Raw genomic sequence first — 26,456 nt, 5'->3', positions numbered from 1 at the left:
GGAATGCGAAAACAGAGGACCTTTGCCGACCGGCTGCGGGCGCGCATGCCAGCCGCGGTCGTTGCCGCCGCCGGGTGGGTGCTGAGGATTCTGCCGCGCCGGCTTTCCGATGCCATCGGCGTCGACGCCGGCCACTTCAGTCCGGCGGAGGTGCCGCCGCCTCCGGTGGTTCCCTCTGCACCGGTGCGGCTCTACATCGCACCGGTCAACTTCGCTGGTCAGGGATACGAATGGGCTCGGGCTGCCGAACGCGTCGACGGTGTGGGTGCGATCGACATGCAGTACACGATCAAGGGTTCGTTCGGCTTCCCGACGGACAATCTCGTACCCGTCAACGTCTTCCTGCACTCACGCGAATGGCAGCGTCGGCAATTCCAGACTGTGAGTGCCGGATTCTCGCACGTGGTCATCGAGGCGGAACGATCGATCTTCGGTGGTCTGTACCACGGCAACGTGGAGCGGGAAGTGGCAGCGTTGCGTGACGCCGGAGTCGCCGTGGCGATGCTCTCCCACGGAAGCGACCTCCGTCTGCCAAGCAGGCACAGAACTATCGATCGTTGGTCGCCCTTTCATGAGCAATCGTGGGAATTGGTCCCGGTGCTCGAAGCTCAAGCTCGTCGCAATTTCGCCCTGCTACGCCGAATCGGTGCGCCGGTGTTCGTTTCCACGCCGGACCTGCTGCTGGACTACCCGGAAGCGAGTTGGCTGCCTCTGGCACTCGACCCATCGGCTTGGAAGACGGCGAACGAACCGCTCCGGCGCTCCGTCCCCGTTGTGGTGCATGCGCCCAGCAGCGCCGTCGTCAAGGGAACTCATCTGATCGACTCGGCTCTTCGCCGCATGGATGCCAAAGGGCGCATCTCCTACCACCGTATCGAAGGGGTTCCCGCCACTGAGATCCCGGCGCTATACCGCGACGCTGACATCGTGCTTGAGCAGTTCCGCATCGGAACGTACTCGCGTGCAGCGGTCGAGGGTATGGCCGCCGGGCGAATCGTCGTCGCCCATGTTCACGACCAGGTTCGGGAACATGTCGTGTCGGCGACGGGCCGGCAGCTGCCCGTCGTGCAAGCGACCCCTGACACGCTCGAGCAAGTCCTCGCCGACATTCTGTGCCGACGAGACTACTACCGCAGCATCGCTCGCGACGGGGTCGAGTTCGTTGCTGAGGTGCACGACGGTCGAGCGTCCGCTGCAGCGCTGCGTCCTTTTCTTCTCACGGCCAATCGCGCGTCTACTCGAGGGAGTACCCAACCGTGACACAGCCGACATTGCTGATCCTCTCGTTCTCGCGTATCGCATCGGATGCGCGCGTCCTCAAACAAGTCGAGAGATTTCGTGACGAATATCGCGTGGTGACGTGCGGCTACGGTCCCAAGCCGGACGGCGTTCATATGCACGTCTCGCTTACGGATTCGAACGAGATCTGGCGATACGACCGGGTCAAGGTGATCGCTCGGTTGTACACGTCGGCGTACTGGGGAAATAGGGCGATAGCTGAAGCGCGGGAGAAACTGGCCCCCATGCAATTCGACGTCATTCTCGCTAATGATGTGGACAGTGTGGGGCTCGCCCTCCGGCTCGAACCGCGGTTCGGCGTGCACGCTGACCTGCACGAATACGCGCCGCGACAAAAGGAGGACGTCACGCGCTGGCGCCTGTTTGTCGCGCCCTTCATGAGCTGGATGTGCCGGCGCTTCGTCACACGCGCCAGCTCTGTGACGACAGTCGGCGCGGGAATTGCCGCGGAGTATGGGAGGCAGTTCGGCATCACCGCATCTGTCGTGACCAATGCGGCGCCGTATCAAGAGCTATCCCCGCAGGCGGTCGGAGACACCATCCGTCTCGTCCACAGCGGAGCGTGCCTTCGCGATCGCAACATCGCAGCGATTCTCGACGCCGTCGAATCAACGCGCGCCGACGTGAGCCTCGACCTCTATCTCACTCCGAATGACCCTGCATTTCTCGAGCAGATCCGCGAACAGGCGGCGTCCTCCGATCGGGTCACGCTTCACGACCCGGTACCGTATTCCGAGCTCGCGAGCACGCTCAATTCGTACGACATCGGCGTGCACATTCTTCCTCCCGTGAACTTCAACAACCGGTGGGCCTTACCCAACAAATTCTTTGACTACGTGCAGGCGCGGCTCGGAGTGGTCATCGGGCCATCGCCGGAGATGACGAACGTGCTCAGCGAGTATGGCTTCGGCGCCATTGCCGACGACTTCACAGCGGCCGCACTCGCCCGAGCCTTCGATATGCTCGATCCGGCAACCGTCGCAGCTTGGAAGGTCGCTTCCGACGGCGCAGCCGGACCCCTCTCATCGGCGACACAGGTCGAAGAGTGGGCGCGGAAGATCGGCGCGCTCTGCGCTACGAGTTAGACGCGTTCGCGGAGGAGCGCGACCACGCGTTCAGCGGCATGGCCGTCGCCGTAGGGCGAGGCGTCCGTCTCGGACGGGCGCTCTCGTGTTGCGGCATCCTGAATCTCGTCGCGCGTGTTCGCGAGCGTGTTCCAGCCGAGTTCGATGGTCTCGATCCACTCGGTCTCTGTCCGAACTGTCGTGCACGGTACGCGCAGAAGGAACGCCTCCTTCTGCAAACCGCCAGAGTCCGTGACTACACCGGCGCTGTCACGAACGGATGCGATCAGGTCAGGATACGCGAGCGGGGCATGTGAGATGAGCGAGCCTCCGTCGAGGCGCAAGCCGTGCTCACTTGCCTTCGCGACCAGGCGCGGATGGGCGAGAAGTACCACCGGCCGGTCGAGGCCGGCTAGGGCGTCCACGATGCGGGCGAGCCGTTCGGGGGAGTCTGTGTTCTCCGCGCGGTGGATCGTGGCGACGCTGAACTCTCCAGGGTTGAGACCAAGTTCCGCGACAAGAGGCGAAGGAACACCGGATACGGAGTCACGCACCTGATAGAGGACATCGGTCATGACGTCGCCGACGACGATACTGCGCTCGCCGAGCCCTTCGTCACGGAGGTGCCTCAGCGCTTCGTCTGTCGGCGGCAGCAGAAGATCAGCGGCGTGATCGGTGAGCACCCGATTGTGCTCTTCGGGCATTCGCCGGTTGAAAGAACGGAGCCCGGCTTCGAGGTGAGCGACCGGGAAATGAAGCTTGACCGCGCTCAGGGCGGCCGCGAGTGTTGAGTTCGTGTCTCCGTACACGAGAACCCAGTCGGGCTGATGCTCGGTCAAGACAGCATCAAGGGCCCCGAGCATTGAGCCTGTTTGCACGCCGTGGCTGCCGGAGCCAATACCGAGATGGACATCCGGGTCCGGTATGCCAAGGTCGCTGAAGAAGACGTCCGAGAGCATCGGATCGTAGTGCTGCCCCGTGTGGACGATCACGTGCTCGATATCGGGAACGGATGCCGCCGCCTTGGCGATCGGAGCAAGCTTCACGAACTGCGGACGAGCGCCGACGACGCTAATGATCTTCACGGGGCATGATCCTATCGGGAGGCTCTGCGCGGGCGCTGGTAGCGTCAGATCGTGCGAGTTCTCGTAGTCACCACCTGGTACCCCAGCGACGGCGCGCCCACCACGGGAACTTTCGTCGAGCACGATGTGCAGTTGCTCGCGCTCGACCACGAGGTCACCGTTCTCCACCTGGCTCCGCCGCACGAGGTGCCGGAGCCGATGAGCGAGACGCGCAACGGTATCCGGGTCCGGCGTTTTCCTATGGCTCCGTCGCACCCAACTCACGTCGCGCGCGCCTCACGCGTCGCCGCTCGGCTTCTCGTTGACGCGGATGTCGTGCACACGATGGCCTTGTCAACACTCCTGCCGTTCGCACTTCTTCGCGTGCGTGTTCCGTGGGTGCACACGGAGCACTGGTCGGGGATTCTGGCCCCGGAAACTGTGCCGTTCGCCATGCGGAAGACTCTTCCCTTCACTCTGCGGCTGCTCGCCCGCCCGGACGTGGTGGTGGCGGTGAGTGAACTCCTGGCCGGCCGAATCCGTCGCGTACGTCGCAAGCCGACCGTCGTCATCCCCAACCACGTCGCTATCGCTGAGCGCCGCGACACTCGCCCCAGTCGGGCCAACGAGGTGAAACTCGTTTCGGTCGGTCGCGTCACCGAGGCGAAGGGCGCTCGCCTCGCGCGGGACACAGTCACTGAGCTGCGACGCCGAGGCGTCGCCGCGTCTCTCCGGTGGATCGGCGATGGGCCACTCCGCGACAAACTCGCGGAGTCGGGCGAGCACGAACATGTCACCTTTGTCGGTTCGCTGAGCCATGACGCCGCCCTCGATGAATTCGGTGACGCCGACGTCTTCATTCTCCCGACCGCGTCCGAAACCTTCGGCGTCGCCATTGCCGAAGCCCTCGTCGCAGGCTTGCCCGTCGTCGTCGGCGGCCATGGAGCACAGAGGGAATTTGTCTCAGAGCCCGATGGCGTACTGGTCACCGAACGCACATCTGCAGCGTATGCGGACGGAGTACAGCGCGTGCTCGAGCTCAACGCGAGCCGATCGGCAGATGAGATCGGCGCACACGCTCGCGCGCGCTTTTCCATGGCATCGCGGCGCAGCGCATACGCCGCGGCCTATGCTCGGGCCTGCGGCAGTGCAGTCATCGTCCCTGAGGGTGAGGACCCGGCGGTCGACGTCATCATTCCTGTGCACACACCGAAACGGCCGATTCGACGTGCCGCCGAATCGGTGTTCAACGGTACGCGAGCGAACGTTCGGCTGACGGTCGTGTGTCACAACACGTCGGTCGAGCAGATCGCCAACGCGCTCGGAGAGCGTGCAGCCGATCCCCGTGTGAGGCTGGTCGAGTATCGGGACGGTATACCAAGTCCTACAGGCCCGTTTAATCACGGCCTCGATCTCGCAACCGGCCTCTACTCGTCCGTCATGGGCTCCGATGACGAACTCGAGCCGGGGGCAATCGACTCTTGGCTCGCGTCCGCAGCAGAGAGCAGCGCCGATATCATCGTTCCTCGCGTGCGCTATTCAAGCGGTGGCTACGTGCCGACGCCCCCCGTGCGACCATTCCGCCGCAGGAATCTGCGACTCGTGGGAGACAGGCTTTCCTACCGAAGCGCGCCTCTGGGCCTGGTGTCCCGGACGATGTTCAGCGATCTACGGTTTGATGCGACGGTGGAAACGGGCGAGGACGTTGCCTACGTCACCCGGCTTTGGACGTCGGGAGGTACCGTCGCATACGACCGTAGTGGACCCGCTTATGTGATCCACGACGACGCGGGCGACCGGACGTCTGTTGCGGCTCGCCCGCTGGAGAAGGACCTCGCCTTCATCCCGCTGCTTCTGGGGGCTCCATGGTTTGCAGCCTTGCCGCGGAGCATGCGGCGAGCTGCAGCTACGAAGCTGTTCCGCATCAACGTGATCGGCGCCATATACAAACGGCGCGACGGGGCATGGGACCGCGACGATCGCATTGCGCTCTCGCGAATTGTAAGAGAGCTTCGAGAAGCGGTGCCAGGTTCGGAAGAACCTCTCTCGCGGATCGATCGCCGCGTCCTCGATGCAGCCGCTGACCCTGATGCAGACGATAGGGTTCTCAACCACGGAGCGGAGCAGCGGATGCGCCGACTACACCCTGCCTCCGTGCTCACGCGACGACCCTCAAAGCTGTTTCACCGGGAGGCGCCGATGCGAATGGGCTTCGCGACGGTGCTGCAGCTGATCCGGCTAGGGTAGCGTCTCGCAGACTCGGCGGTCGTTGTCGCGATCGAGTCTCGCGATGTCTCCATAGTGCGGGTAGTACGTGTCAAACCACTTCTGCGCCTCGCGTTGAGTCTTGAAGTCTGAGCAATTCTTCGTATCGCCGGGGTTTCCCGGCTTGCTCGGAGATGGTTTCGGCTTTGGTGTCGGCGCGGGTGGTTTCGGCTTTGCTGCCGGCGGTTTCGATGTGGCACATACCGTGCGCTTGGCAACGCCACTGCCGAGCACAGCACTTCCGCCAAGGAGTGTGAAGCCTGTGGTTCCCCAGTTCTTGACCTGAGTCGATACGGCGGCTGGTATGCAGGTCGCGGGAACCACGTACAACGGTGACCCAACGTGCCCTGCGAAGGCGGCACCGGCTAGCGCATCAGCGAAATTTGTTCCAACAGCGAAGAAGACTCGCTGAGCCTGAGAGAACTTCTTTCCGTTGATCGCGGCCGACGTCGCATAACGGTCGGTGCCGGAGAGCCGCGTGGTCGAGTAATACGAGCCTATCGATGCGGCTAGTGCGGACGAGAGGGCGCCCGTGCCGCCGGCAATTGTCGCAGAGCTCACATTGAGCTTCTTCATGAGTGAACGAGTGGCTGTGTCGAGTGACCGGGACGAGCCATTGACCAGGATTACTGGCGCGGATTGCGCTCCAGCCGCTGCTGAAGCACTCAACGCGTCGGGAAACGCAGCACCTGTAGCGATGAAAGCTGTCTTGGTCTTAGCGAAAGCACGCTCGGTTACGATTCTGCTCGTTGCATAGCGATCAGCGCCGCCGTCTCTCCGTATCGATGGGGCGAGCGATCGCAGTTGCGAGTAGACGCTGCTCGACACCGCTGCGGTTCCACCGACGACAACGATGCGCTTAGGCTTGAGCCGCTTGATCTCGGCCTTGACAACCGCCGGCATGGACCTCGGGCTTACGAGAAGCAATGGTCCCCCCTGTGCAGCGGCCGCCGGTGCAGCGCTGAGCGCGTCTGGAAAGCTTAAGCCGGTTGTGACGTATACGACAGGAACGCCGGAGGCATACTGCTTCGAAATTGCCAAGGCGGTGGCGAAGCGGTCATTGCCGGCTAGTCGCTGGACACCAGAAATAGGTTTGAACGACGTCGGAGCAAGGACCTTAACCGACGGTGCCTCGACCGGTGCTGAGCCGCACGCGCCCTGGAACACTGACGAAAGCGCGGCCTTCTCACGGGAGTCGATGCTCAGTCCCCATCGCAATTTCACGAGCACCCAATTGGTGGCATACGCGCAGCGAGCCTGTTCAAGCGGCGGGAGCCATTCCGCTGGGTCCCTCGAACCTTTTGAAGAATTCACGCTGCCGGTAACTGCGATGAGGGAGCCGGCGAAGTCGAGGTCGTTCGCCAAATCCTTACGCTGCTGATCATTCCACCCGCTCGCTCCTGAAGTCCACGCTTCTTGAAGTGGCACGAGATGGTCAATCTCTAACATCGCCGGATCAGTCCATGTTGCTCCGTCGTACGGAGATGTCCATGAGCCGCCCGTCAGGGCGCAACCGGCCCCGACACTCACGGTGGTCGTTGACTCCGCGATCAAGACTTCCCGTCGAGTGTCGCATCCGTTGCCGTCGGCATCGATCCAATGTGTAAAACGAGCCCTGTCATACTGCTCCGATCCCTTCTCGGGTGAGACCGCCAATTTGGCGAGAATGTCACTCGCTGTTAAGGCGGAAGCCGAGGCCGCAGGCGCTTGCGTTGATCCGCCCAGGATGGCCAATGCGGCAGCGAGAGCAATGACGAGAGAACGGAATTTCATAGGAACCATCCGGCACTGGGAGAGGACGCCATGGGCTCGGGCGGCCAATGGCAGACTGAGCGTATCGGTACTTCGTCCTTGCGCCGGTGAGGACCGGGGCCCCAGTAGAGGTGACGGATCTCCGGCGTGAATGCTGGCGTGTTCTGGCGCGCATGATACCGTCGAGCCGCGGCGTTGCTTCGTTGCGTCGTGCAGGTCAGGGGGATGCCGAGCCAATGGTGAAGCGGACACGTTTCAAGTTCTTGTTCATATGCTCGATGGTTGTCGGTGCGCTACTCGGGTCGATGATCACCCAGGTTTACCTCGCGCAACCTGCTGATGCTGCAACGCAGAAAGTTGACAGGCTGCAAGGTAGCGACCGGTATGCGACTGCGGTGGCGGTCTCGAAGGCTGGCTATGCCAACGGAGCCGAAGTCGCGTACCTGGCATCAGGCGAGAACTACGCCGATGCTCTTTCTGCAGCACCGGCCGCGGCCCTCGCCGGCGGCCCGCTCCTGCTCACTCGGACAAAGTCGCTGCCGGCCTCGACCGCAGCCGAGCTCAAGCGGCTGAAGCCGAAGTCCGTTGTCATCGTCGGCGCGGATGGTGCGGTGTCCGGAACCGTATGGAACGCGGTCAAGAAGATCGTTCCCAATATGAAGCGCGTCGGCGGCAAGGACCGTTTTGAAACGTCGCGTCTGATCGTCGAGTCCATGGGCGCAACATCGGGCGCCGCCTTCATCGCGACGGGCTGGGACTATCCTGACGCACTTGCAGCGTCGGCCGCTGCCGGTGCTCGCAAGGGCTTTGTTGTTCTTGTGCCGGGCAAGGACAAGAAAGAACCGACCGCAGTCCGAAACCTTCTCACAAAGCGTGCGGTGACTGACATTGTCATCGCGGGTGGAACATCCGTCGTTTCATCGGGAATTGAAGCGTCGCTCAAGGGAATCGCCACCGTCACGCGAGCAGGCGGCGGTGATCGCTACGGTACCGCCGTCGCGGTAAACAAGGCGTCCTTCGACGCTGCCGCCACTCGCGCGTTTGTCGCAACAGGCTCCGGCTATGCTGACGCTCTCACAGGGGCTGCCCTCGCTGGGACACTCGGCGCTCCGCTGTATACCTCCCGATCGAGCTGCATACCAGATGCGGCATTCGCCGACTTCGCCTCGCGGCTCAACGTAAACCAAGTGACGCTGCTCGGAGGAACGGGCGTCCTCAACAATTCCGTTGCTCAGCTCAAGACCTGCGGCAGCGCGAACGACGCCGCGACAAAGAAGGCATCAGAAGAAGCACTGCTGAAAAAGCTCAATGCACTTCTCCCTTCGCTCAAGGGCGTTCACAACGTGACAGTTCGTGAACTCGGGGGGCTCAAGCGCACTGTATCCGTCAGAGGCGGGAACCGGGATGAGCCGGCCAGCAGCATCAAGATCTTCGCGCTTTACGGTGCGCTCAAACGCATTGAACAAGGAAAGCTCTACTACTCCACGAAATTGCCCTCGGGCTACACGCTCGCTCAGTGCATGCGCGCCATGATCCACGTCTCCGACAACTATTGCCACACGGACCTGCTCCAATTGATGGGGAACAACAATCTGAACGCGCAGTTCGCGAGCGAAGGCTACACCGGCACACACTACGCGGGCACTTGGAAGGGCACCTACTACTCGTACAAGACGAGCACGACAAATGACATGACGGCGTTGCTCCAGAGACTTTACAACGGCATGCTCCTCAACAAGAGCAACAGCACTTACATGATCAGCTTGCTCAAGGAGCAGATCTACCGGATGAGCCTCCCAAGCGGTTTGCCCCCAGGCGTGGTTCAAGCATCGAAGCCCGGCGAACTGTGGATTTCCTCGGGAATGGTTCAAACGAGCGCGGCCATCGTCTACGCCCCTAAGGGCGCGTACACCCTTGCCATCATGGGGCACAACGGTTCCACGGATCCGAGCCTCGCTGCGATCTCAAAGCTCGTCTACGAGCACTTCAACGGTGCTTTCTCCAAGACGGCATCGTTTGCTGTTCAGCAGATGGTGACCGCGCACAGCGCGAAACTCCGATCGAGCGCGGGAGGCTCGGCAATCGCGACGATTCCCGCCGGTGCTTATGCGGAGGTCGAGGCGGGCGTGCGGCTCTGGTACCACGTGAAGGTGAACGGCAAGACCGGCTACATGTCGAGCGCCGACCTCAAAAACAGGTACTGACAGACCATCAACGACAGCAACCTAGGATTGGAACCATGCGCATTGCTGTTGTAGCCCTCGGCAAGATCGGCTTGCCGCTTGCCGTCCAGTTCGCCGACGCCGGTCACGACGTCGTCGGCGTGGACGTGAACCGAAGCGTCGTCGACCTTGTCAACGCCGGCCGCGAGCCATTCCCCGGCGAGGCGCACCTCGCCGAGAAACTCACTGCACTCGTGCCCGCGGGCAAGCTCAAAGCCACCACAGATTACGCAGATGCCATACCGGGCGCGGACGCGGTTGTCCTGGTCGTTCCCCTGTTCGTCAACGACGAGACGTGGGAACCTGATTTTGGTTGGATGGATGCCGCAACGAAGTCGCTCGCAGAGCATCTCACGCCCGGCACTCTCGTCTCCTACGAGACCACCCTCCCCGTCGGGACGACGCGAAACCGATGGAAGCCGATGCTCGAGCAGGGCTCCGGTCTACTCGAGGGAGTGGACTTTCACCTCGTCTTCTCGCCCGAGCGCGTCCTGACCGGTCGCGTCTTCGCTGATCTGCGTCGTTACCCCAAGCTTGTCGGTGCGCTGTCTCCAGAAGGCGCACAGAGGGCGACTGATTTCTACGACGCCGTTCTTTCCTTCGACGAACGCGATGACTTGTCCCGTCCCAATGGTGTCTGGGATCTCGGCTCCGCTGAAGCGGCAGAGATGGCGAAACTCGCCGAGACGACGTATCGCGACGTCAACATCGGCTTGGCGAACCAGTTCGCCGCGTATGCGGAGCGAATCGGCATCGACGTCTACCAGGTGATCGAGGCGTGCAACTCTCAGCCCTACAGCCACATTCACAGACCAGGAATCGCTGTCGGCGGACACTGCATCCCCGTGTACCCGCGCCTCTACCTTTCGACTGATCCGGATGCCGACATCGTACGTACGGCGCGACTTTTCAACGCGTCGATGCCTGAACGGGTCGTCGATCGCGCCGCGGAGCTATTGGGTGACCTCTCGGGCCTGTCCGCGGTTGTGCTCGGCGCGTCTTATCGCGGGGGCGTCAAGGAGACAGCCTTCTCTGGAGTATTCGCAACGGTGGACGCGCTCCGCGATCGAGGGGCAACCGTCGCCGTGCACGATCCCATGTACTCCGACGAGGAACTTGCCGGTTTCGGCTGGTCGGCATACCACCTGGGGGAGCCTGCGGATCTGGCGATCGTGCAGGCCGATCACGCGGAGTACAAGGACCTGTCGGCGGGCGATCTGCCAGGGATTCGCCTTCTCGTCGATGGACGCAACACGACAGAAGCGTCTCAGTGGACAGGAACGCCCCGAATCGTCATCGGGACGGCCACTGAGTAAGGGAGGGTGACCATGCTCGCTCGACGGATTGCCGTGACGAGTCTGTCGCTGATTGCGGCGGCAGCGCTCGCGGGGTGCGCCCCCGAATCACCCGCCTCGACGCCTTCTCCCTCCGCGACGTCGGCTTCCCCGATGCCGTCTCCGACGGACACAGAAACGTTGACGCCAACACCAGAGCCGTCCGCGACCAGCACCGCCGCCGAGGGGTGGACGAAGCAAGCCCTCTACGATGCCTGTGTGGACTACAACGGTGCTTGGGCGTCAGAGAACGGGTATGACCCTCAGCAGTTCACATGGGACCCCTATTCTGATGCCATGGTCGGCTCGGAAGGAGCCGTCTGGTACGTCTCGTTGACCGGCACGATCCGTGTCGATTCGAAGGATGTTCAGGCGGAATTCGAGTGCGCGATTACGGGAAAGCCCGCCAATCCGGTCGTCAAAGCGGTTGAGCGCTAGACCGTGACGGTACTGGTAACGGGAGGCGCCGGCTATATCGGCAGCCACATTGTTCGGGCTTTGCAACAACGGGCTGAGCACGTGGTGGTCGCCGACAACCTGCAGAGCGGTGATGCCGGGCGAATTGGCGACGCAACGCTCGTGCAGATCGATCTCACCGGCCCAGCCAGCGCCTCGGCGCTGAGCGAGGTGCTCAATGCCTACGATGTGACGGCTGTAGTTCACATGGCAGCGTTGAAGCGCGCCGACGAATCTGTTGGGTCTCCGTTGAAGTACTACCGCGAGAACATTTCGATGCTCGCCAACGTGCTGCGCGCGATGGACGGCACGGCTGCCGATAAATTCGTCTTCTCATCGTCCGCCGCGGTCTATGGGAACCCGCCAGAGGATCGCGTGACCGAACTCACGCCCGCCATGCCGATCAATCCGTACGGTTCGTCGAAACTCGCGGGGGAGTGGCTGGTGCGCGATGTCGCACGAGCCAGCGGAATCCGAGCCGTCAGCCTCCGATATTTCAATGTCGCTGGCGCGGGTGCTCACGATCTCGCCGACCCCGTCCCGATGAACCTCGTCACCAGAGCGATCGACGCGCTTGAGCGGGGGACCGTGCCCCAGATTTTCGGTGACGACTACCCGACGCCCGACGGAACCGGGGTGAGGGACTACGTTCACGTCGAGGACCTTGCGAATGCTCACATCGCGGCACTCGTCTACCTGGAGCATGGTCAGCGGTACTCGGTGTTCAACGTCGGAACGGGGGAAGGTGCGAGCGTACGAGAGGTGCTTCGCGAGCTTCGTGACGTCAGTGGAGACGACTTCGAACCGCAGATCGCAGCCCGCCGCCCTGGGGATCCAGCATCCGTTGTCGCGGATGCTTCAATGATTCGCGAGCACTTCGACTGGGCTCCGCAGCACGATCTCCGCAGCATGATCGCGTCGGCATGGGCGGCGAGCCAGCATCCGGCATCCCTTCATCCTGTGTCGTCTAAAGTCGAAAGCGACACCAGCGCCCCGAACAAGGAGAGTCGACCCTCGTGAATTATGACCTGCTCGTCGTTGGATCCGGCTTCTTCGGTCTGACGATCGCTGAGAGGGCTGCCGAAAGTGGGCAGAAGGTTCTCGTCATTGAGCGGCGACACCACATCGGTGGGAACGCGTACAGTTCTGACGAACCCGAGACTGGGATTGAGGTACATCAGTACGGTGCTCACCTCTTCCACACTTCGAACAAGACCGTGTGGGAGTACGTCAATCGCTTCACCGACTTCACCAACTACGTTCACAAGGTCTACACGACGCACAACGGCGTCGTGTATCCGATGCCCGTGAACCTCGGGACGATCAACCAGTTCTTCCAAGCTGCCTACTCGCCTGCTGAGGCCCGCGCCCTGATCGCGGAGCAGGCAGGCGAATTCGATTCGAAGACAGCCGCCAATTTTGTGGAAAAGGGCATCTCGCTTGTCGGACGGCCGCTCTACGAAGCGTTCTTCCGCGACTACACCGCCAAGCAGTGGCAGACCGACCCTGAGAAGCTGTCGGCCGACATCATCAGTCGTCTCCCGGTTCGCTACACCTACGACAACCGATACTTCAACGACACCTGGGAAGGCCTGCCCGTCGACGGCTACACGGCGTGGCTTGAGCGGATGGCTGATCACCCCAACATCGAGGTGCGCTTGAACACCGACTTCTTCGACGCGGATCAGCCGTTCAATAAGAAGGCAACCGTCGGGCAGCTTCCGATCGTATATACCGGTCCCGTCGATCGATACTTCGACTTCGAAGCCGGCGAGCTCTCATGGCGAACACTCGATTTCGAGCAGGAAGTCCTCCCGATCGGTGACTTCCAGGGAACGTCAGTGATGAACTATCCCGACACGGACGTGCCATACACTCGCATACACGAATTCCGTCATTTCCACCCTGAGCGCGATTACCCCTCAGACAAGACGGTGATCATGCGCGAGTTCTCCCGCTTTGCAACGCGCGATGATGAGCCGTATTACCCCGTGAACACCGCTCAAGATCGCGAGGGGCTTCTGCAGTATCGCGAGCTCGAGAAGGGTGAGCCGAATGTCTTCTTCGGTGGTCGGCTCGGCACGTATCAGTATCTCGACATGCACATGGCGATCGGTTCCGCACTCTCCATGTGGAACAACAAGCTTGCGTCCCTATAGGAGCGGACGTGAATAAAGTTCTGCTCACTCGGCGCGGAGTCGTTCTGCTCCCAGGCATCGCCGCAAATTCGCTCAGCGTCTCGATCGACGGCCGACGAATCTGGACGTTCTCGCCGACCGCTGCCCGGCGACTCGGTGTCGTCGTCCCATGGCCAGCGGAGCTTCTGAGAGCAATGGAAGGCCGCAGCCAATTCGAGGTATGGGACGACCACGGAACGCGACTTGGCTCGCGCACTCTCTCATTCGGCACCTCGACCGGCCCGATCATGCTGAAGGATGCCGACGGGCGAATGCTCACCGTGAACAAGTGGGGACGGCTCACCCAAGACTTTGAAGATCAATCAGAGGAGACTCGGGAACGGCTGATCGCTCGCACGGCTGAGGTTCTCGAACAACTACGCGATCTGGGGTTCGACGCCTTTATCGTGGGCGGCACATTGCTGGGAGCTATACGCAACGGTGACCTTCTCGCGCACGATGATGACGCAGACACCGCGTACGTAAGCAAATTCAGCCATCCTTCGGATGTCGCGCTTGAGAGCTTCAGACTTCAGCGTGACTTCGAAGATCGGGGCTACTGGATCGTGCGGCACAGCGTCTCTCACTTCCAAGTGATGTTCAAGACGGACTCAGGGCTCATCGACCATTTCGTCGACGTTTTCACCGCCGTGTTCAAAGAAGGCCGCTTCTATGAGCCAATTCACGTCGACACAGATGCTGTAGTCCCGGCTGACATCCTGCCCACCCGCCCCTTGCCGCTAGGGAATATGGAACTGCAGGCTCCCGCCGATCCGGAGAAGTGGCTGGCGGCTTGCTACGGACCGAACTGGAGGACTCCGGACCCGACATTCACATTCGAGACTCCGCGTGACACGGTTCGTCGCTTTCACTCCTGGTTCGGCGGAATGAGCACGCATCGGCTGTATTGGGACGCTCACTACCAGCGCACCGCTGACGCGTCGTCACCTTCCGAAGGCGCCAAACGGTTTGCACAGCTCCTCACGCCAGGCTCGCACGTCGTCGAGTTCGGTTGCGGGACGGGCGCGGACGCCAGGTACCTTGCGTCTCTTGGGCACACCGTCCTCGCGGTGGATTTCTCGTGGGTCGCCATCGAACGAGCGCGAGAAGCCGTTGAGGCTGACGACCTTAATGTCGAGTTCAGGGTTGCCAACCTCTACGACAGAAGGCAGATGCTGTCTCTGGCCATTGAGCTTCGGTCATTGACGCCATCCCACGTATTCATGAACCACTCCATCGAGGGCATGACGAACTCGGCCCGTCTCAACGCGGCACTGTTTTGCCGTGAGGTGCTCCGGGACGATGCGTTCGCGTACCTGGTCTCCTACGGAACCCCGGGCCGCGACTTCGACTACTCGCGACCCGAGACGTGGCACGTCGCCCCACGAGACATACTCAAGACGGCTCATGACTTTGGATTGAGCGCTCGGATTGTTCGGAGCGAAGTCGCGACTGAGCGCGGCGACCGGCGCCTCCTCACGGACGCAGTCATCAAACGAAACCAGAAAGGCCACGAATGAGGCTCAAGAACGTCATTAGACGCGCTGCATGGGCGACCGCTCCCCAGAGCATGATGGTGAGCGAAGAGCTTCAGGCTCTCCGAAACGAGGTCCTGGAGCTCCGCAGCGAGATTGAGAGACTAACAAAGGAAGTCGATGAGGCCCGCCGAGACAGCCTTCGCATCGCTGAACTGACTGATCTCGTGGTGACGAGGCTCTCTGAGTGATCGCCTGACGCGCCTCCTCTCGAAGCCCCGCAGGGTCATCGACGGCGTAACGTGCGCATGCGGCGGAGGGCGGCCTTTGCCATTCGGAAGCGCGGCGGCCTCTCTTCTTCGACCGTCATTGACCAGTAGCGAGATTTCGTCACCGTCGACGAGTCCGCCTTGCAATAGGGCGGCACTAAGCCCAAATGGGGCCGTTCCCAGGCGACATGCCTTCTGACAACTTTTGCCGGCGAACCCACCGCGACCGCGTTGTTCGGAATTCTGCGTGTCACGATGCTTGCCGCTCCCACGACACTGCCTGAGCCGATCTGAGCGCCGGCAAGGACGATGGCGCCGAATCCAAGCCATACGTGATCCCCGATGTGAACGCTTCGTGCGCGGTTCACTCGCTCGCCGGAGCGGACGTCGAATATCGGATGCCCGTCATCGGCCCGAACCTGATTCTGGCTCGCGAACATCACGTCGTTTCCTATTTCGACCGTAACGCCCTCCACGGCCGAGATTGTGACGCCAGCTGTGATGAAACCCCGTGGCCGATAATGACGCTGGCGTCCTCGCCAACCCGGACGCCCGCGCTGAAGCTGCGGCGGTTCGGGTTGCCGCCGAGCACGAAAGTGCCGTTATTGCTGTTGAAATCGACGTTGAGGCGAGAAGCACTGGCAGCGCTGTCGACCCTCGCGACGTTGTTGCTTCCCCTGAACGTGATCGCGATGTGCTCGCAGGGTGGACCGTCATACTCGATGCGGTTACCGGCATCGTCTTCATACGCGGCGAGGGGCACAGTAATGACGGACATTCAAAAGCCTAATCACGAAGGAATTGTTCTTTGAGCCACATGCGGCGGTGGATGTGCAAGCACGCTTCGGTACGACGCGGTCATCGCTCTGCGACAGTTTGCCATGTGTCGAGGGGGGCCGCGACTGCTGCCTCTTCGCACGAGAGGGGCCGATCCAACTGCTCGATTGCATTGAACACGCGTTCTGAATTCCTCCCGTCCCGCACGGGGAAGGTATTGCGTGCCCGCTCGATGTACTCAGAAGCGAAGTCGTCATCTGTCAGCAGCTTCCGGGTTGCGTTGAGGGCGTCTGACACGTTCTTCACGACAGGACCGAATCCATGCTGGTCGTACTCGAAGTAAGCGTCACCCTCGGTGTGCTCTGAGCGGTAACGCTCGGCATCGAACTGGAAGTAGACGACGGGTCGGTGCAGGTATGCGGCGTTGAACGCGATTGACGAGTAATCCGTGATGAGCAGAGCGGTCTTGCTGATCACAACTTGGATGTCGGCGCCCGCGTAGTGCTGCACTTTGACCCAGCTCGGAAGTCGGAACTCGTCGAGGTACGGCTGCACATTAGGGTGGGGCATGAAGACGATCTCGAGGTTATTCTCCTTCGCGACCTCATGCAGAGCGTCCGACGTGACGACAGCCTGCCAGTACTTGAGGTAGTCGCTTTCCGTGAAGTCCGTGTTGCGCTCACGAGTTGAGCCGCTTGAGAACTTTCCGACCAGGTACTGCCGCCACGTCGGCGCGATCACGATCTGATTCACCTCGGATGCTGGAACAGCGGCGCTCTTCTCGAGAAGAGCGTCGTAACGCGGCAGACCCGTCAGCCGTACTTGCGCCGTCCCAAGACTGTAGGGGGACTCTCCGACGATGTAGCGGTACTCGTCCTCTGTTGAGGTGACCATGAAGTCTATGCTCTTGCGGTTTAGCCAGGTTGAGAGGTCTCCCTTGATCACGCCGTGCTGCAAAAAGGAGAATCGCCACTGGGGCTTTCCGAAGCGGCCCGCTGGCAGGGGATTCGTGACGTAGACGTCGGCGTGGCTCGAGATGAGGTGTGCGGACAGGAGAAGGAGAAGCTTCCATTTGAAGGAACCGTAGTCGACGAGCGCAAAGCCATCGTTCTTGAGGCGTCTCCAATCTGGCGATTTCTTGCTCAGAACGAACCATCGCTTGATCTCGGGGCGGTTCGCGTCGATCCAGCGATATAGCTGCTCGGCGCTGTCGTTCGCCTCGAATTCGCGATCCATGATCGCCCATGCGGCGCCGAAGCGTCTCCGGTTCCAGAGCATGCGCATCGACGTCGACAGGAGCACGTCGAATACGCCCTCTTTTGTGAGCATGCCGCGCAAGGAACGCGCTGCGCGCTTTGCGCCTTGAGAGAGCTGGTCCACGGCTCTCGTGTCGTTCCGCCTATAGAGCGAAGGAACGGCCTTCTCGCGTTGCTCACGGTCAAAACGACGGATGTCTCCGGTCGTTAGCTTGAACTGGTGAGGCGTACGTTCCTTCGGTTCGATCTTGCGCATGCGGCCATTGACTTCGAGCCTGACGACTCCGCGACTAGATACCCACAGGCTACGTTCCTTGAGAAGGGTTCGGCCAAGGACATCGAGGTCCTTCACCTTCGAGAAATGAGGTTCGACGACTTCGCCTCTTACATAGAGGGCTTCCGACGGCAACGCCCCCGTGTATCGATAACGAATCTCGACCAGCTTGCGGCGCTTGTCGATGTTTCCGACGTGGGCCGAGCTGACATATTGCTCGTCCGAGTAGCCGAACGCAGCAGCCTCGAGCAGCCAAGCCGGGACTGTCATCATGTCGAAACCGAGTATTACTTCAGGCTCGAACATCTCGACGATCTCGGCGATACGTTCGTGGAATTTTTCGAGAGCAGGCTTTGGCACGGTGCGACTAGGGATCTTCGAGTGAACATCGCTCTTGAAGAGCCAGATGAAGTCGTACAGCACAAGAGTCTGCAGCCAGCGGGGAATCTCTCCCTTGAGCTCGATAGCCAGCCGTAGGACGCTCGTATAACCAAGGAGCGGGAGCGAATCGTAGGTGCGAACGTCGACGCGTGCTTGTTGCACTGTCGAAGAGCCGTCAGAGCGTTGCCGGTAGAAATACTGAGCTTCGTCAATCAGGCCGATTGTCGGACGATCGCAGCGGAGCAGATATTGCGACATGAAATGGCCGTCTTCGAACCGCGTCTTCAGGCCCGTATGAAAGCGCAGCCCAAACTGCTCGACGATGTCGCGTCTAAAGAAACTGAGGCACGCGTTCCCGTGGATGAATTTCGGTTCGCCGTACAAATCGACTGTCGTGCTGCCTTCCCGGAACCGGAATCCCGTCGGGTGGTCGTCGGCAACCACGTCTCGGTCTTCGAACCACTTGAGGATGTGAGCACCAAACAACCGGGTGTTACGGTTCCCCTCCAGCTGCATGAACGCTGCCACCGATTCGAAGTAGTTCGGGCTAAGCGCATCGTCAGGATCCGGAAAAGTAATCCACGGCGCGGAGGCATGCTCGATGCCGAGGTTTCGCGCGGAGGCCTGGCCGCCGTTGGCCTTCGTTAGGACTCGTACGTTCTCGTGTCGTGAAGCGAACTCGGTGCAAAGCGCGAGTGAGTCGTCAGTCGACCCGTCGTCCACGAGAATGATCTCGAGTTCTTCCATGCCGCAGGTCTGCGCCTCGAGGCCCGAAAAGAAGTCGCTCAGGTAATTCCCGACGTTGTAGACGGGTGAGATCACCGTGAAGCAGTATCCCAAGAAAGCATCCTTCCAATTCACAGGCCCGCTGTCCCGTTCACCGAGGTGCGGCAGGCGGAGACTTTGGCTCCGCCTCGTCGTAGGGGACGTCTGTCTTTCATATCAAATTCGGTTGGGAATTCCTTGCGGGGGATTGGCTGCGCAAGCGTAGGAGGAAAGAGTACCGGTCCAGTCTCGTCTCGACCTCTATGCGACTTCTACGGGATAATGACGCAGAATGAATATGCCCATCACTTTTAGCATCGTCGTGCCGGTTTTTAATTCCGAGCCGTATCTACCTGACCTTTTCGACTCTCTCGACCGACAATCTCTTGGGGACTACTCCCTTGAATGCGTTTTCGTCGATGACGGCTCGACAGATAAGTCGCAGACCTTGATCCGGGACTGGCTGGAGAGGACTGAGCACGCCGGAGTGGTGCTCGTCCAGGAGAACCGAGGAGTGAGCTCGGCGCGGAATCGCGGACTTGAGACGGCGTCGGGTGACTGGGTGGGATTCCCCGACTCTGACGATTTTCTGGGTCCAAACTATTTCTCGTCGATCGCGAGAAGCCTACGATCGGTGGGGGAGGATCGGACCGATCTCGTCTCATCGAACGTCATCCGATACTTCGAAGCGGCGAACACCTATGACCGTCGGCACAACCTCTCCTACAAGTTTCGAAGCGGTACGGTTCTTGTTGACCTAGATGAAGCGCCGGAATTCATTCAGACCCAGGCCGCATCGGCAATGTTTCGCCGAAAGCCTCTCCTCGACAACTCCGTGAGATTTATTACTGGGCTTCATGCTGCCGAGGACGCGCTTTTCGTCGCCAATTACCTGCGTTCCCTCCCGAGTCGGCGCATTCTTTGTGTAGCAGAAGCGGAGTACATCTACCGCAAACGCGCGGCGGCGAACTCGGCTGTCGATCGGTTCCGCGAGAATCCAGATTTCTACTTCGGCCGCTTCAGAGATGGATACCTACCTCTCTTAGAGCAGGCACATCAGTCGACTTCGGTGCCCGACTGGCTCGCGAATCTCTACTTGTATGACCTGCGCTGGTTCTTCCCCCGCGAGCAATCGGTCATCGATAAGGCTCGGCATCTTGACGAGGATGAGAAGGCAGAGGTCATTGAGCTGGTGGGCGCGTGCCTTCGCCATATCGAAGAACGCACAATCGTGAACTACCGTGTCACCTCCCTATCTGCCGAGCTTCGCTACCTTTTTCTCGCGCTCAAGGGGTCTGCGCTTCTCAGCGACCATCCGGCCAAAGTAGTGAGCATGGACAGTCGATGCGTCGAGATCCGCTATCTCTTCATGGGTGAGGCACCAGAAGAGCGACTTGACGGTCCGGCATCCGCGCTCACCCCCTTCGCCGCGAAAACGCGACAGCTTGATTACTTTTCTCAGGATGTCCTCAAGGAACGTGTGATCCGTGTTCCGCGAGCTGGTACGGTGACTCTCACGCTGGGGGGACGTGAAACGCCTCTCGCGAGCGGCGAGTACGAGATCCCGAGGACAGACGCCGTCGGTCAGGCGCTCCTGAAGCACGCGCTGCTTGACTGCGCCGAATCCCAGCCCACGTCACCAGCACAGCCCTTTGCGAGGCGGTTGAAGGCCAGACTTCGTCGCGAGATCGCATTCTGGATGCCGGCCAAATTCGCGAACACGCCGGACTTCCAAGCCGGCATGGACCTTAGAGAGCGGAGGCACACGGCATTCGTCAGACTCACAGCCCGTCGGACGGCCGTCGGCCGGCGCTTCTTGAATGCATGGGTATTCATGGACGGTGTTGAATCTGCGAACGGGAGCGGAGAGGCCTTCTATTGGCAGGTTCGGGACGGCTTTAATGACGTGAACGCCTGGTTCGTCATTCGCGAGGGGACCTCCGATTGGAGCCGACTCTCGGCTCGCGGCGCAAAACTGGTCGCATACGGCTCGGTCGCGCATAAGCATCTTCTTTCGTACGCGCGAATCGTCTTCAGCTCTGAGGCCGGCCCTGGCATAGTGGAGCCGATGCCGAGCCGGTACTACACCGGCTCACGGCCTTGGCGCTTCGTCTGCCTGCACGACCACCAGACTCGGGAAGACTGGTCGATCGTGTACAACCACGCCCCGATTGACCTCTTGGTGACGGCGACCGCCGACGAGCGCGACGCAATCGTGCACGATGGTTCTCCATATACATTGACGGAAGACAGTGTAAGGGTGACGGGATCTCCGAAAGTTGACGCGCTCGGAGCGTTAGCGGAGCCGCCCATGAAACGGAGCAGGCCGGTACTCCTCGGGTCGGAGACGGGCGAGCAGACCGCAACGCTCAAGCGCGCGCACGGTGAACAGGAACCACCCTCGGCGAGGCTGATTGCGGATGGCAGAAGCTGCGAGCGCATTTTGGCTGCCGTGCGAGAGCTTCAGCTTATCTGAAGGCTGAGGGTGAACGGCCTGTGTACCGGGCCGACAACGGCATCCTCGCTCAGAGCCGTACGCTTATGACCTGTCCCGTAAGGGGGCCGGCCATTACCCGGGCAGTCACTTCGGCAACCGTGTCCGCAGCGAGAAGCGTTTCAGCCGGCTCGTCGCCGAACGCAGCCGTCCTCATCGGCGTATGAGTTCGTTGAGGGTTCACGCAGTTGACCCGAACGTTGCTTTCGCCCCACTCTTCAGCAAGGGCTTGCGTGAGGTTCACGACGCCGGCCTTCGTCGCTGAGTACAGGCTGTAGCCTGCGCGACCACGGGTATATGAACTCGACGTGAAGAACGTGAGCGAGCCGTGCGTCTCGCTGAGGAACTCGAAGGACTCTTGCGCGATAATGGCTGGTGCCGTGAGGTTCGTCTTTATCGTTTGCTTGATCTGCTTCTTTGCGGCGTCGGCCAATGGAGACACCGTCAAGACGCCTGCGGTGACGACAATGTAGTCGATGGAACCTGCTTCGTGGTGAGCTTCGCGTAACGCGGCACGCACTTGCTTCCGCGACGTAACATCGGTCTGTGTCGTGCTTCGGCTGTAAGCGAAAACGCGTGCTCCTCGGTCGCTGCACAGCTCTACTACGCTCTTGCCGATTCCGTAGCTGCCGCCGAAGACGACTACGCACTTCCCCATCAGGTCAGGCACGTCGGCTGGATCGTTGGAGAGGGTCGCCGACTGCAACTGGAACACCTTGTCGGCGATGTGAATGTCTATCGGTTCCGTCACCTTCATGTTCTCTGCGGTGCCATCAACGACGAAGATCTTGACTTGGGGAAGGTACTTGAAAACGACCCCACAGTCGTCAGTGGCGCGAAAGTCAGGATCGTCCTGTGCGAGCGCGTAAGCTCTGCGGATCACGGAGGCGGTGAAGGCCTGCGGCGTCTGGCCGCGGCGCAGGAGCGACCTGTTCGGGATGTCGGTGATGCAGCCGTCGTCGCCGACCCGGATGATCGTGTCAGCTGAGGGGATCGCGGTGTCCACGGCGTCGTACGTGTCAAGCGCATCGATACAGTCATCAATGATCCGGCTATCGATGAACGGGCGAACTGCGTCGTGGAACAGGACCTTGCAATCTTCGTCTCCGAGCGCGGCGAGGGCAAGCTGTGTTGTGTCGTTACGCGTCGCACCACCTGGCAGGATACGGGTGAGCTTCGGGAAATGGTCTCCTTCGCGGAGATAGTCGAGTTCGCTAATCGCATCGGCGTTCATCATGATGATGATCTCGTCGACACGTGCGTTTCGGCTCATGGCCTCCAGTGTGTGCTCGACTATTGCTTTGCCCGCGATCTTGATCAGCTGCTTGGGGATTCCAAGGCCGACCCGGACGCCGACGCCGCCGGCCAGGATAACCGCAACTGTTCGCATTCTCTTTCTCGTTGGTCTCTCTGAAGAGCCCATTTCGCCCTCCACGGTTCTTACTTCGTGAATGTGTCCTGCCACACGTCTGGCCTTGTCAGCTCAGGCATCTCTTGCCTGTACTGAGCAGCTAGTGCCGGCCAATCTCGGCGCAGTCTGCGGTGCAAAACGATGCTCTCCCGCAGGAGGTAACGGAATGTCGCGCGGTCTCGCTGGTACCAGGACTTGCCGGACCCGTCTGCCGTGGAGACAAGTGCGCTGTCGTAGTAGGGTGTGCGGAACCACGTCGCATCGCGCTTAGCGAGCTCGACCTCAGGGCGGGAGACGTTGGCGCTGCTGGGCTTCGTAAGCCAGTGACGGACTGTCATCTTGGCCGTGAAGACGGCAAGACGCGCGCCGTGTGGGCCACCGCCGCCTTCGAATGGTGATGCAACCGGAAACACCTGTTTGCCGCGATTCGTCGGGGGTATCTCCTCGTCGGTCCTGAGGACGTTCATCTCCCGAAAAGAACGAGCAGCATCGCGAAGCACGCCGAGTTGGGTTGGCAGTGTGCGGTGCATGTGCTCGGGTCCGCGGAGCACATCGCGCAGCGCCATGTGCCGAAGCGTGACAGCGTAGTACTGCATCGATAGCAGGTGCTTGAGATCAAGGCGCCAACTGTCGCGAACCAAGAGTCCTCCGTTGCGGAAACGGGAGTGCAGAAGGGCGGTAACGACCCTATTGCGCGCGTGGAAGTATGCCTGCCAGTCGATGGAATCGTCCTTGTCGAGCCACGAGACGTGCCAAAGGGCGACGCCCGGCAGTGAGACGGTGGGGTAGCCGTTGGCGCGGGCGCGCAGGCTATATTCCGCATCGTCCCATTTGATGAACGCGGGGAGTGAGAGGCCGATTGTCTCAATGACGTCCTTGGGAATGAGGCAGAACCACCACCCGTTGTAGTCCGCGTCCATTCGGGTGTGCATCCAGCGCGTTTGACGAAGGTTCGTCACTCGGAAGTCGTGCGGAAACTGCTCTCTGTACTGCGGCCGCCAGATGAATGGCTTCTCGTCGACGATCTCCGCGAATGCATGCAGCACCGGCCGGTTGAGGAGATCGAACATGTGCCCGCCGACGATAGCTGAGCGCTTGCTGTGCCGAGCGAACGCGAGCGCTCGAAGAATGCTCTCCGGCTCGATCTTCACGTCGTCGTCGAGCAGGACCAGAAAATCGCTCTCGGGACGCTTGAGGGTTTCAGCCATAGAACGTGCGAAGCCGCCGGACCCGCCCAGATTGCTTTGCGAGATGACCTCGAGCTTGTCGCCGAGAGCGTCGGCGACGTCGGTGAAGCCGTCTTCATCCGCGACCTTCTGGGTTCCCTGGTCGATGATGAATATGCGGTCTATCGCATCCACCACCTCGGGACTCTCGGCTATCGCACCAAGGGTCGCCACGCAGTAGTCAGGCTTGTTTAGCGTCGTCGTCCCGAGTGAGACCTTTCCTTCGCGCTTCTGCTTGGCATCGGTCGTCCACTTGCCCTGTTTGAGGACCAGCCCGTCGACATCAGCTTCGAGTTCGAACCAGTACCAGCCTCCGTCGCCGAAGGATTTCAGCGGAAGGACGAATTCACTCGTCGCGGTTCCCTCGACGCGCCGGGATTCCACGCGCTGTTGCGCACCCTGGGAGTTCGAACGGTAAACGAGGATCGTTCCATTGCCGGTCGTCGACAGTTCGAGCCGAATGCGCTTGAGGTTTGTCCAATGTTGCCAGTATGAGGCCGGAAACGCGTTGAAGTAGCTTGCAAACGAAATCCTTCGACCTGAGGTCACTCTCAAACTGCTGCGCGACAGAATGTTCTCGACATGAGCGTGTGCGCTTACTTTGAAGGTCTCGGAGCCAATCGACGTCCACGTCTCGGGGTCTGCATAGAGAGGCAGAACATCCGGATCGCGATCGAGGGGGAACACGACATTCTGAATGGTCGTCCACATGCGCGAAAGAGTGCTCCTTAGAATCACATGACAGAAGAGGTTGGCCAACTCGAGCCTAGTGCTCGCCCAGGTTCGCTGCCTGCTAGTAACCTGCAATGGGTGAGCTTGCAGGTGAGCGGCGCTATTATTCGAGTTGGCCAAAGGGCCGCACCCAAACAAACAAAATTGGCAGACGTATTGACTACCGCTGATCTGAGCGAATTCCGAACCCCTGGCCGTGGACACGGCGTCCTCGACATTTTCACGCGGCGATACCTACTCAAGGTACTCGTAAAGAAGGATGTTTCGACGCGGTATCGCAACTCGGTCTTCGGTTGGCTCTGGTCCTATGTGAAGCCGGCCGCACAATTCGCCGTTTACTACGTCGTGATGGGATTCATTTTCAATCTCCATCGAGGCATCGACAACTTCCCTGTCTATTTGTTCGCGGGAATCGTTGTCGTCAATCTCTTCAACGAGTCGTTTAGCAACGCGACGACATCCATTGTCAATAACAAGGCGCTGGTCAAGAAGATTTATTTGCCACGCGAGCTATTTCCAGTGGCTACTGTCATTGTCGCCTTTGTTCACTTCTTACCTCAGGTCGCCATTCTCCTTGCCGTATGCCTATTGACGGGCTGGGTTCCCTCTTTTTTGGGTATCGTCGCGATCCTTGGCGGGATGCTCCTGATCTTGCTCTTTTCTACCGGCCTGGGTCTGTTCTTTGGAGCATTGAACGTGGCCTTCCGCGACGCTCAGAACTTCGTCGAAATTATTCGAACCTTCGCCACCTGGACGGCGCCTGTCCTTTATTCATGGACAATGCTCGCTGACAAAGCACCGGCATGGCTATTCCACATATATATGTGCAATCCACTCACCGCCGGTGTTGAATTGTTCCATTTCGGGTTCTGGCTTCCAACTTCGAACGGTGAGCTGCAAACCCCTCCCCACCTCGCTGTGTATGTCGCCGCGGCATACCTTGCTGCAATATTCGTCATCTTGATAGGTCAATATGTCTTCCGTCGCTTCGAGCGCAACTTCGCCCAGGACCTCTGAGCACATGTCGAGTCGCCCTAGCATCATTGTCGAGAACGTGCGCAAGACGTTTCTGATTCGGCACAGCCACTCGATGAAGGAAGCTGTAGTGGGTAAGATCCGCGGCCGTAAGGTCGGATCCACTCCGTTCCAAGCCTTGGACGACATCAGCTTTACGGTTAACGAAGGCGAGTCCGTTGCTCTCCTTGGGCACAATGGTTCTGGTAAATCGACGATGCTCAAACTCATCTCGGGTGTCCTGGAACCGAACGCAGGGCGAGTGCTTGTGCGGGGACGCCTAGCGGGCCTCATCGAAGTCGGCGCAGGCTTTCACCCTGATCTATCAGGTCGAGAAAATGTCTACCTCAACGGCGCAATTCTCGGAATGACCGAGAAGGAGACCGACGAGCGTTTTGAAGACATCGTAGAGTTCTCCGGTATTAGGGAGTTCATCGATCAGGAAGTAAAGCACTACTCGTCGGGGATGTTCATGCGGCTCGCGTTCTCGGTCGCCATTCACACGGAGCTTGACATCCTTCTTGTCGATGAGGTTCTTTCCGTCGGCGATGCACCCTTTCGCGAAAAGTGCACTCAGAAGATCGAGTCGTTAAGCAAGCAAGGAAAAACGATGGTCGTCGTCAGCCACTCCGCCGGTACGGTCAAAGAGCTTTGCCAGCGCGGCATTGTCCTGCGCAAGGGCAAGATGATCTTCGATGGGCCAATAGACGAGGCTCTTGAAGTTCACAAAGAGAAGAACAAGTAGGCTC

The 26,456-nt window shown here is 60.3% G+C and carries 20 protein-coding genes; 13 read left to right on the top strand and 7 right to left on the bottom strand.

What is annotated here, in order from left to right; genetic code table 11:
* The first annotated feature begins 3 nt into the window (after positions 1-3).
* On the top strand, positions 4-1,260 hold the full coding sequence (locus BLV49_RS01050) for a glycosyltransferase (protein ID WP_143033922.1): 1,257 nt from the start codon (positions 4-6) through the stop codon (positions 1,258-1,260).
* Complete coding sequence (locus BLV49_RS01045) at positions 1,257-2,384, top strand: glycosyltransferase family protein (RefSeq protein WP_143033921.1); 1,128 nt, start codon at positions 1,257-1,259, stop codon at positions 2,382-2,384. The genes BLV49_RS01050 and BLV49_RS01045 overlap by 4 nt, the downstream gene beginning before the upstream one ends.
* Here the strand turns inward: BLV49_RS01045 and wecB are convergent.
* Positions 2,381-3,448, bottom strand: coding sequence for a non-hydrolyzing UDP-N-acetylglucosamine 2-epimerase (wecB, locus tag BLV49_RS01040; RefSeq protein WP_091178973.1), 1,068 nt, complete (start codon positions 3,446-3,448; stop codon positions 2,381-2,383). The genes BLV49_RS01045 and wecB overlap by 4 nt on opposite strands.
* A gap of 51 nt (positions 3,449-3,499) precedes the next feature.
* Between wecB and BLV49_RS01035 the strand changes: the two genes are divergently transcribed.
* A complete protein-coding gene (locus tag BLV49_RS01035; protein ID WP_091178970.1) occupies positions 3,500-5,674 on the top strand; it encodes a glycosyltransferase in 2,175 nt (724 codons plus the stop codon).
* On the opposite strand, the gene BLV49_RS16990 is transcribed toward BLV49_RS01035, so the two are convergent.
* Positions 5,666-7,465, bottom strand: coding sequence for a cell wall-binding repeat-containing protein (locus BLV49_RS16990; RefSeq protein ID WP_218132578.1), 1,800 nt, complete (start codon positions 7,463-7,465; stop codon positions 5,666-5,668). The genes BLV49_RS01035 and BLV49_RS16990 overlap by 9 nt on opposite strands.
* 284 nt (positions 7,466-7,749) lie before the next feature.
* Between BLV49_RS16990 and BLV49_RS01015 the strand changes: the two genes are divergently transcribed.
* Genes BLV49_RS01015 through BLV49_RS00985 form a run of 7 tightly spaced genes read left to right on the top strand, consistent with a single transcriptional unit; the run spans position 7,750 to position 15,359 of the window.
* Positions 7,750-9,648 (top strand): cell wall-binding repeat-containing protein, encoded by a 1,899-nt coding sequence (locus BLV49_RS01015; protein WP_176980683.1) that lies wholly within the window; start codon positions 7,750-7,752, stop codon positions 9,646-9,648.
* A 35-nt stretch (positions 9,649-9,683) separates the two neighbouring features.
* The gene (locus tag BLV49_RS01010; RefSeq protein WP_091178963.1) at positions 9,684-10,982 is read left to right on the top strand and encodes a nucleotide sugar dehydrogenase; all 1,299 of its coding nucleotides are present in this window, start codon (positions 9,684-9,686) and stop codon (positions 10,980-10,982) included.
* Between the two features lie 6 nt (positions 10,983-10,988).
* Positions 10,989-11,438: an RAD23 family protein gene (locus BLV49_RS16640; protein ID WP_143033919.1), complete on the top strand. Its 450-nt coding sequence runs from the start codon at positions 10,989-10,991 to the stop codon at positions 11,436-11,438.
* Positions 11,439-11,441: 3 nt separating this feature from the next.
* Positions 11,442-12,476 carry a UDP-glucose 4-epimerase GalE gene (gene galE, locus BLV49_RS01000; protein WP_091178956.1) on the top strand — a complete coding sequence of 345 codons (1,035 nt, stop codon included), beginning with the start codon at positions 11,442-11,444 and terminating at the stop codon, positions 12,474-12,476.
* Positions 12,473-13,615 carry a UDP-galactopyranose mutase gene (gene glf, locus BLV49_RS00995; protein ID WP_091178954.1) on the top strand — a complete coding sequence of 381 codons (1,143 nt, stop codon included), beginning with the start codon at positions 12,473-12,475 and terminating at the stop codon, positions 13,613-13,615. The genes galE and glf overlap by 4 nt, the downstream gene beginning before the upstream one ends.
* An 8-nt stretch (positions 13,616-13,623) precedes the next feature.
* Entirely contained in the window at positions 13,624-15,153 is a 1,530-nt protein-coding gene (locus tag BLV49_RS00990; RefSeq protein ID WP_143033918.1) for a class I SAM-dependent methyltransferase, read from the top strand.
* Entirely contained in the window at positions 15,150-15,359 is a 210-nt protein-coding gene (locus tag BLV49_RS00985) for a DUF6752 domain-containing protein (protein WP_091178950.1), read from the top strand. Before BLV49_RS00990 ends, BLV49_RS00985 begins: the two co-directional genes overlap by 4 nt.
* Positions 15,360-15,394: 35 nt before the next feature.
* On the opposite strand, the gene BLV49_RS00980 is transcribed toward BLV49_RS00985, so the two are convergent.
* From BLV49_RS00980 to BLV49_RS00970, 3 genes are all read right to left on the bottom strand, one after another.
* Positions 15,395-15,817, bottom strand: coding sequence for an acyltransferase (locus BLV49_RS00980; RefSeq protein WP_245723682.1), 423 nt, complete (start codon positions 15,815-15,817; stop codon positions 15,395-15,397).
* 11 nt (positions 15,818-15,828) lie between these two features.
* Positions 15,829-16,155, bottom strand: coding sequence for a hypothetical protein (locus BLV49_RS00975; RefSeq protein WP_091178946.1), 327 nt, complete (start codon positions 16,153-16,155; stop codon positions 15,829-15,831).
* An 80-nt stretch (positions 16,156-16,235) separates the two neighbouring features.
* Positions 16,236-18,887, bottom strand: coding sequence for a bifunctional glycosyltransferase/CDP-glycerol:glycerophosphate glycerophosphotransferase (locus tag BLV49_RS00970; protein ID WP_143033916.1), 2,652 nt, complete (start codon positions 18,885-18,887; stop codon positions 16,236-16,238).
* A 235-nt stretch (positions 18,888-19,122) separates the two neighbouring features.
* Between BLV49_RS00970 and BLV49_RS00965 the strand changes: the two genes are divergently transcribed.
* Positions 19,123-21,306 (top strand): bifunctional glycosyltransferase/CDP-glycerol:glycerophosphate glycerophosphotransferase, encoded by a 2,184-nt coding sequence (locus tag BLV49_RS00965; protein ID WP_091178944.1) that lies wholly within the window; start codon positions 19,123-19,125, stop codon positions 21,304-21,306.
* Between the two features lie 49 nt (positions 21,307-21,355).
* On the opposite strand, the gene BLV49_RS00960 is transcribed toward BLV49_RS00965, so the two are convergent.
* Positions 21,356-22,747, bottom strand: coding sequence for a bifunctional cytidylyltransferase/SDR family oxidoreductase (locus tag BLV49_RS00960; protein ID WP_245723484.1), 1,392 nt, complete (start codon positions 22,745-22,747; stop codon positions 21,356-21,358).
* Between the two features lie 17 nt (positions 22,748-22,764).
* A complete protein-coding gene (locus BLV49_RS00955; RefSeq protein WP_091178941.1) occupies positions 22,765-24,672 on the bottom strand; it encodes a glycosyltransferase in 1,908 nt (635 codons plus the stop codon).
* A gap of 27 nt (positions 24,673-24,699) precedes the next feature.
* Here BLV49_RS00955 and BLV49_RS00950 point away from each other — a divergent pair, with 27 nt between their 5' ends.
* Both BLV49_RS00950 and BLV49_RS00945 read left to right on the top strand, forming a co-directional pair.
* Positions 24,700-25,710 carry an ABC transporter permease gene (locus BLV49_RS00950; protein WP_091178940.1) on the top strand — a complete coding sequence of 337 codons (1,011 nt, stop codon included), beginning with the start codon at positions 24,700-24,702 and terminating at the stop codon, positions 25,708-25,710.
* A 4-nt stretch (positions 25,711-25,714) separates the two neighbouring features.
* Positions 25,715-26,452, top strand: coding sequence for an ABC transporter ATP-binding protein (locus BLV49_RS00945; protein ID WP_091178938.1), 738 nt, complete (start codon positions 25,715-25,717; stop codon positions 26,450-26,452).
* Positions 26,453-26,456: the final 4 nt, after the last annotated feature.

The sequence above is a fragment of the Paramicrobacterium humi genome, from assembly GCF_900105715.1.
Taxonomy (GTDB): Bacteria; Actinomycetota; Actinomycetes; order Actinomycetales; family Microbacteriaceae; genus Paramicrobacterium; species Paramicrobacterium humi.
The sequence above is the reverse complement of the archived record's forward strand: the minus strand, read 5'-3'. Positions and strand labels throughout refer to the sequence as shown.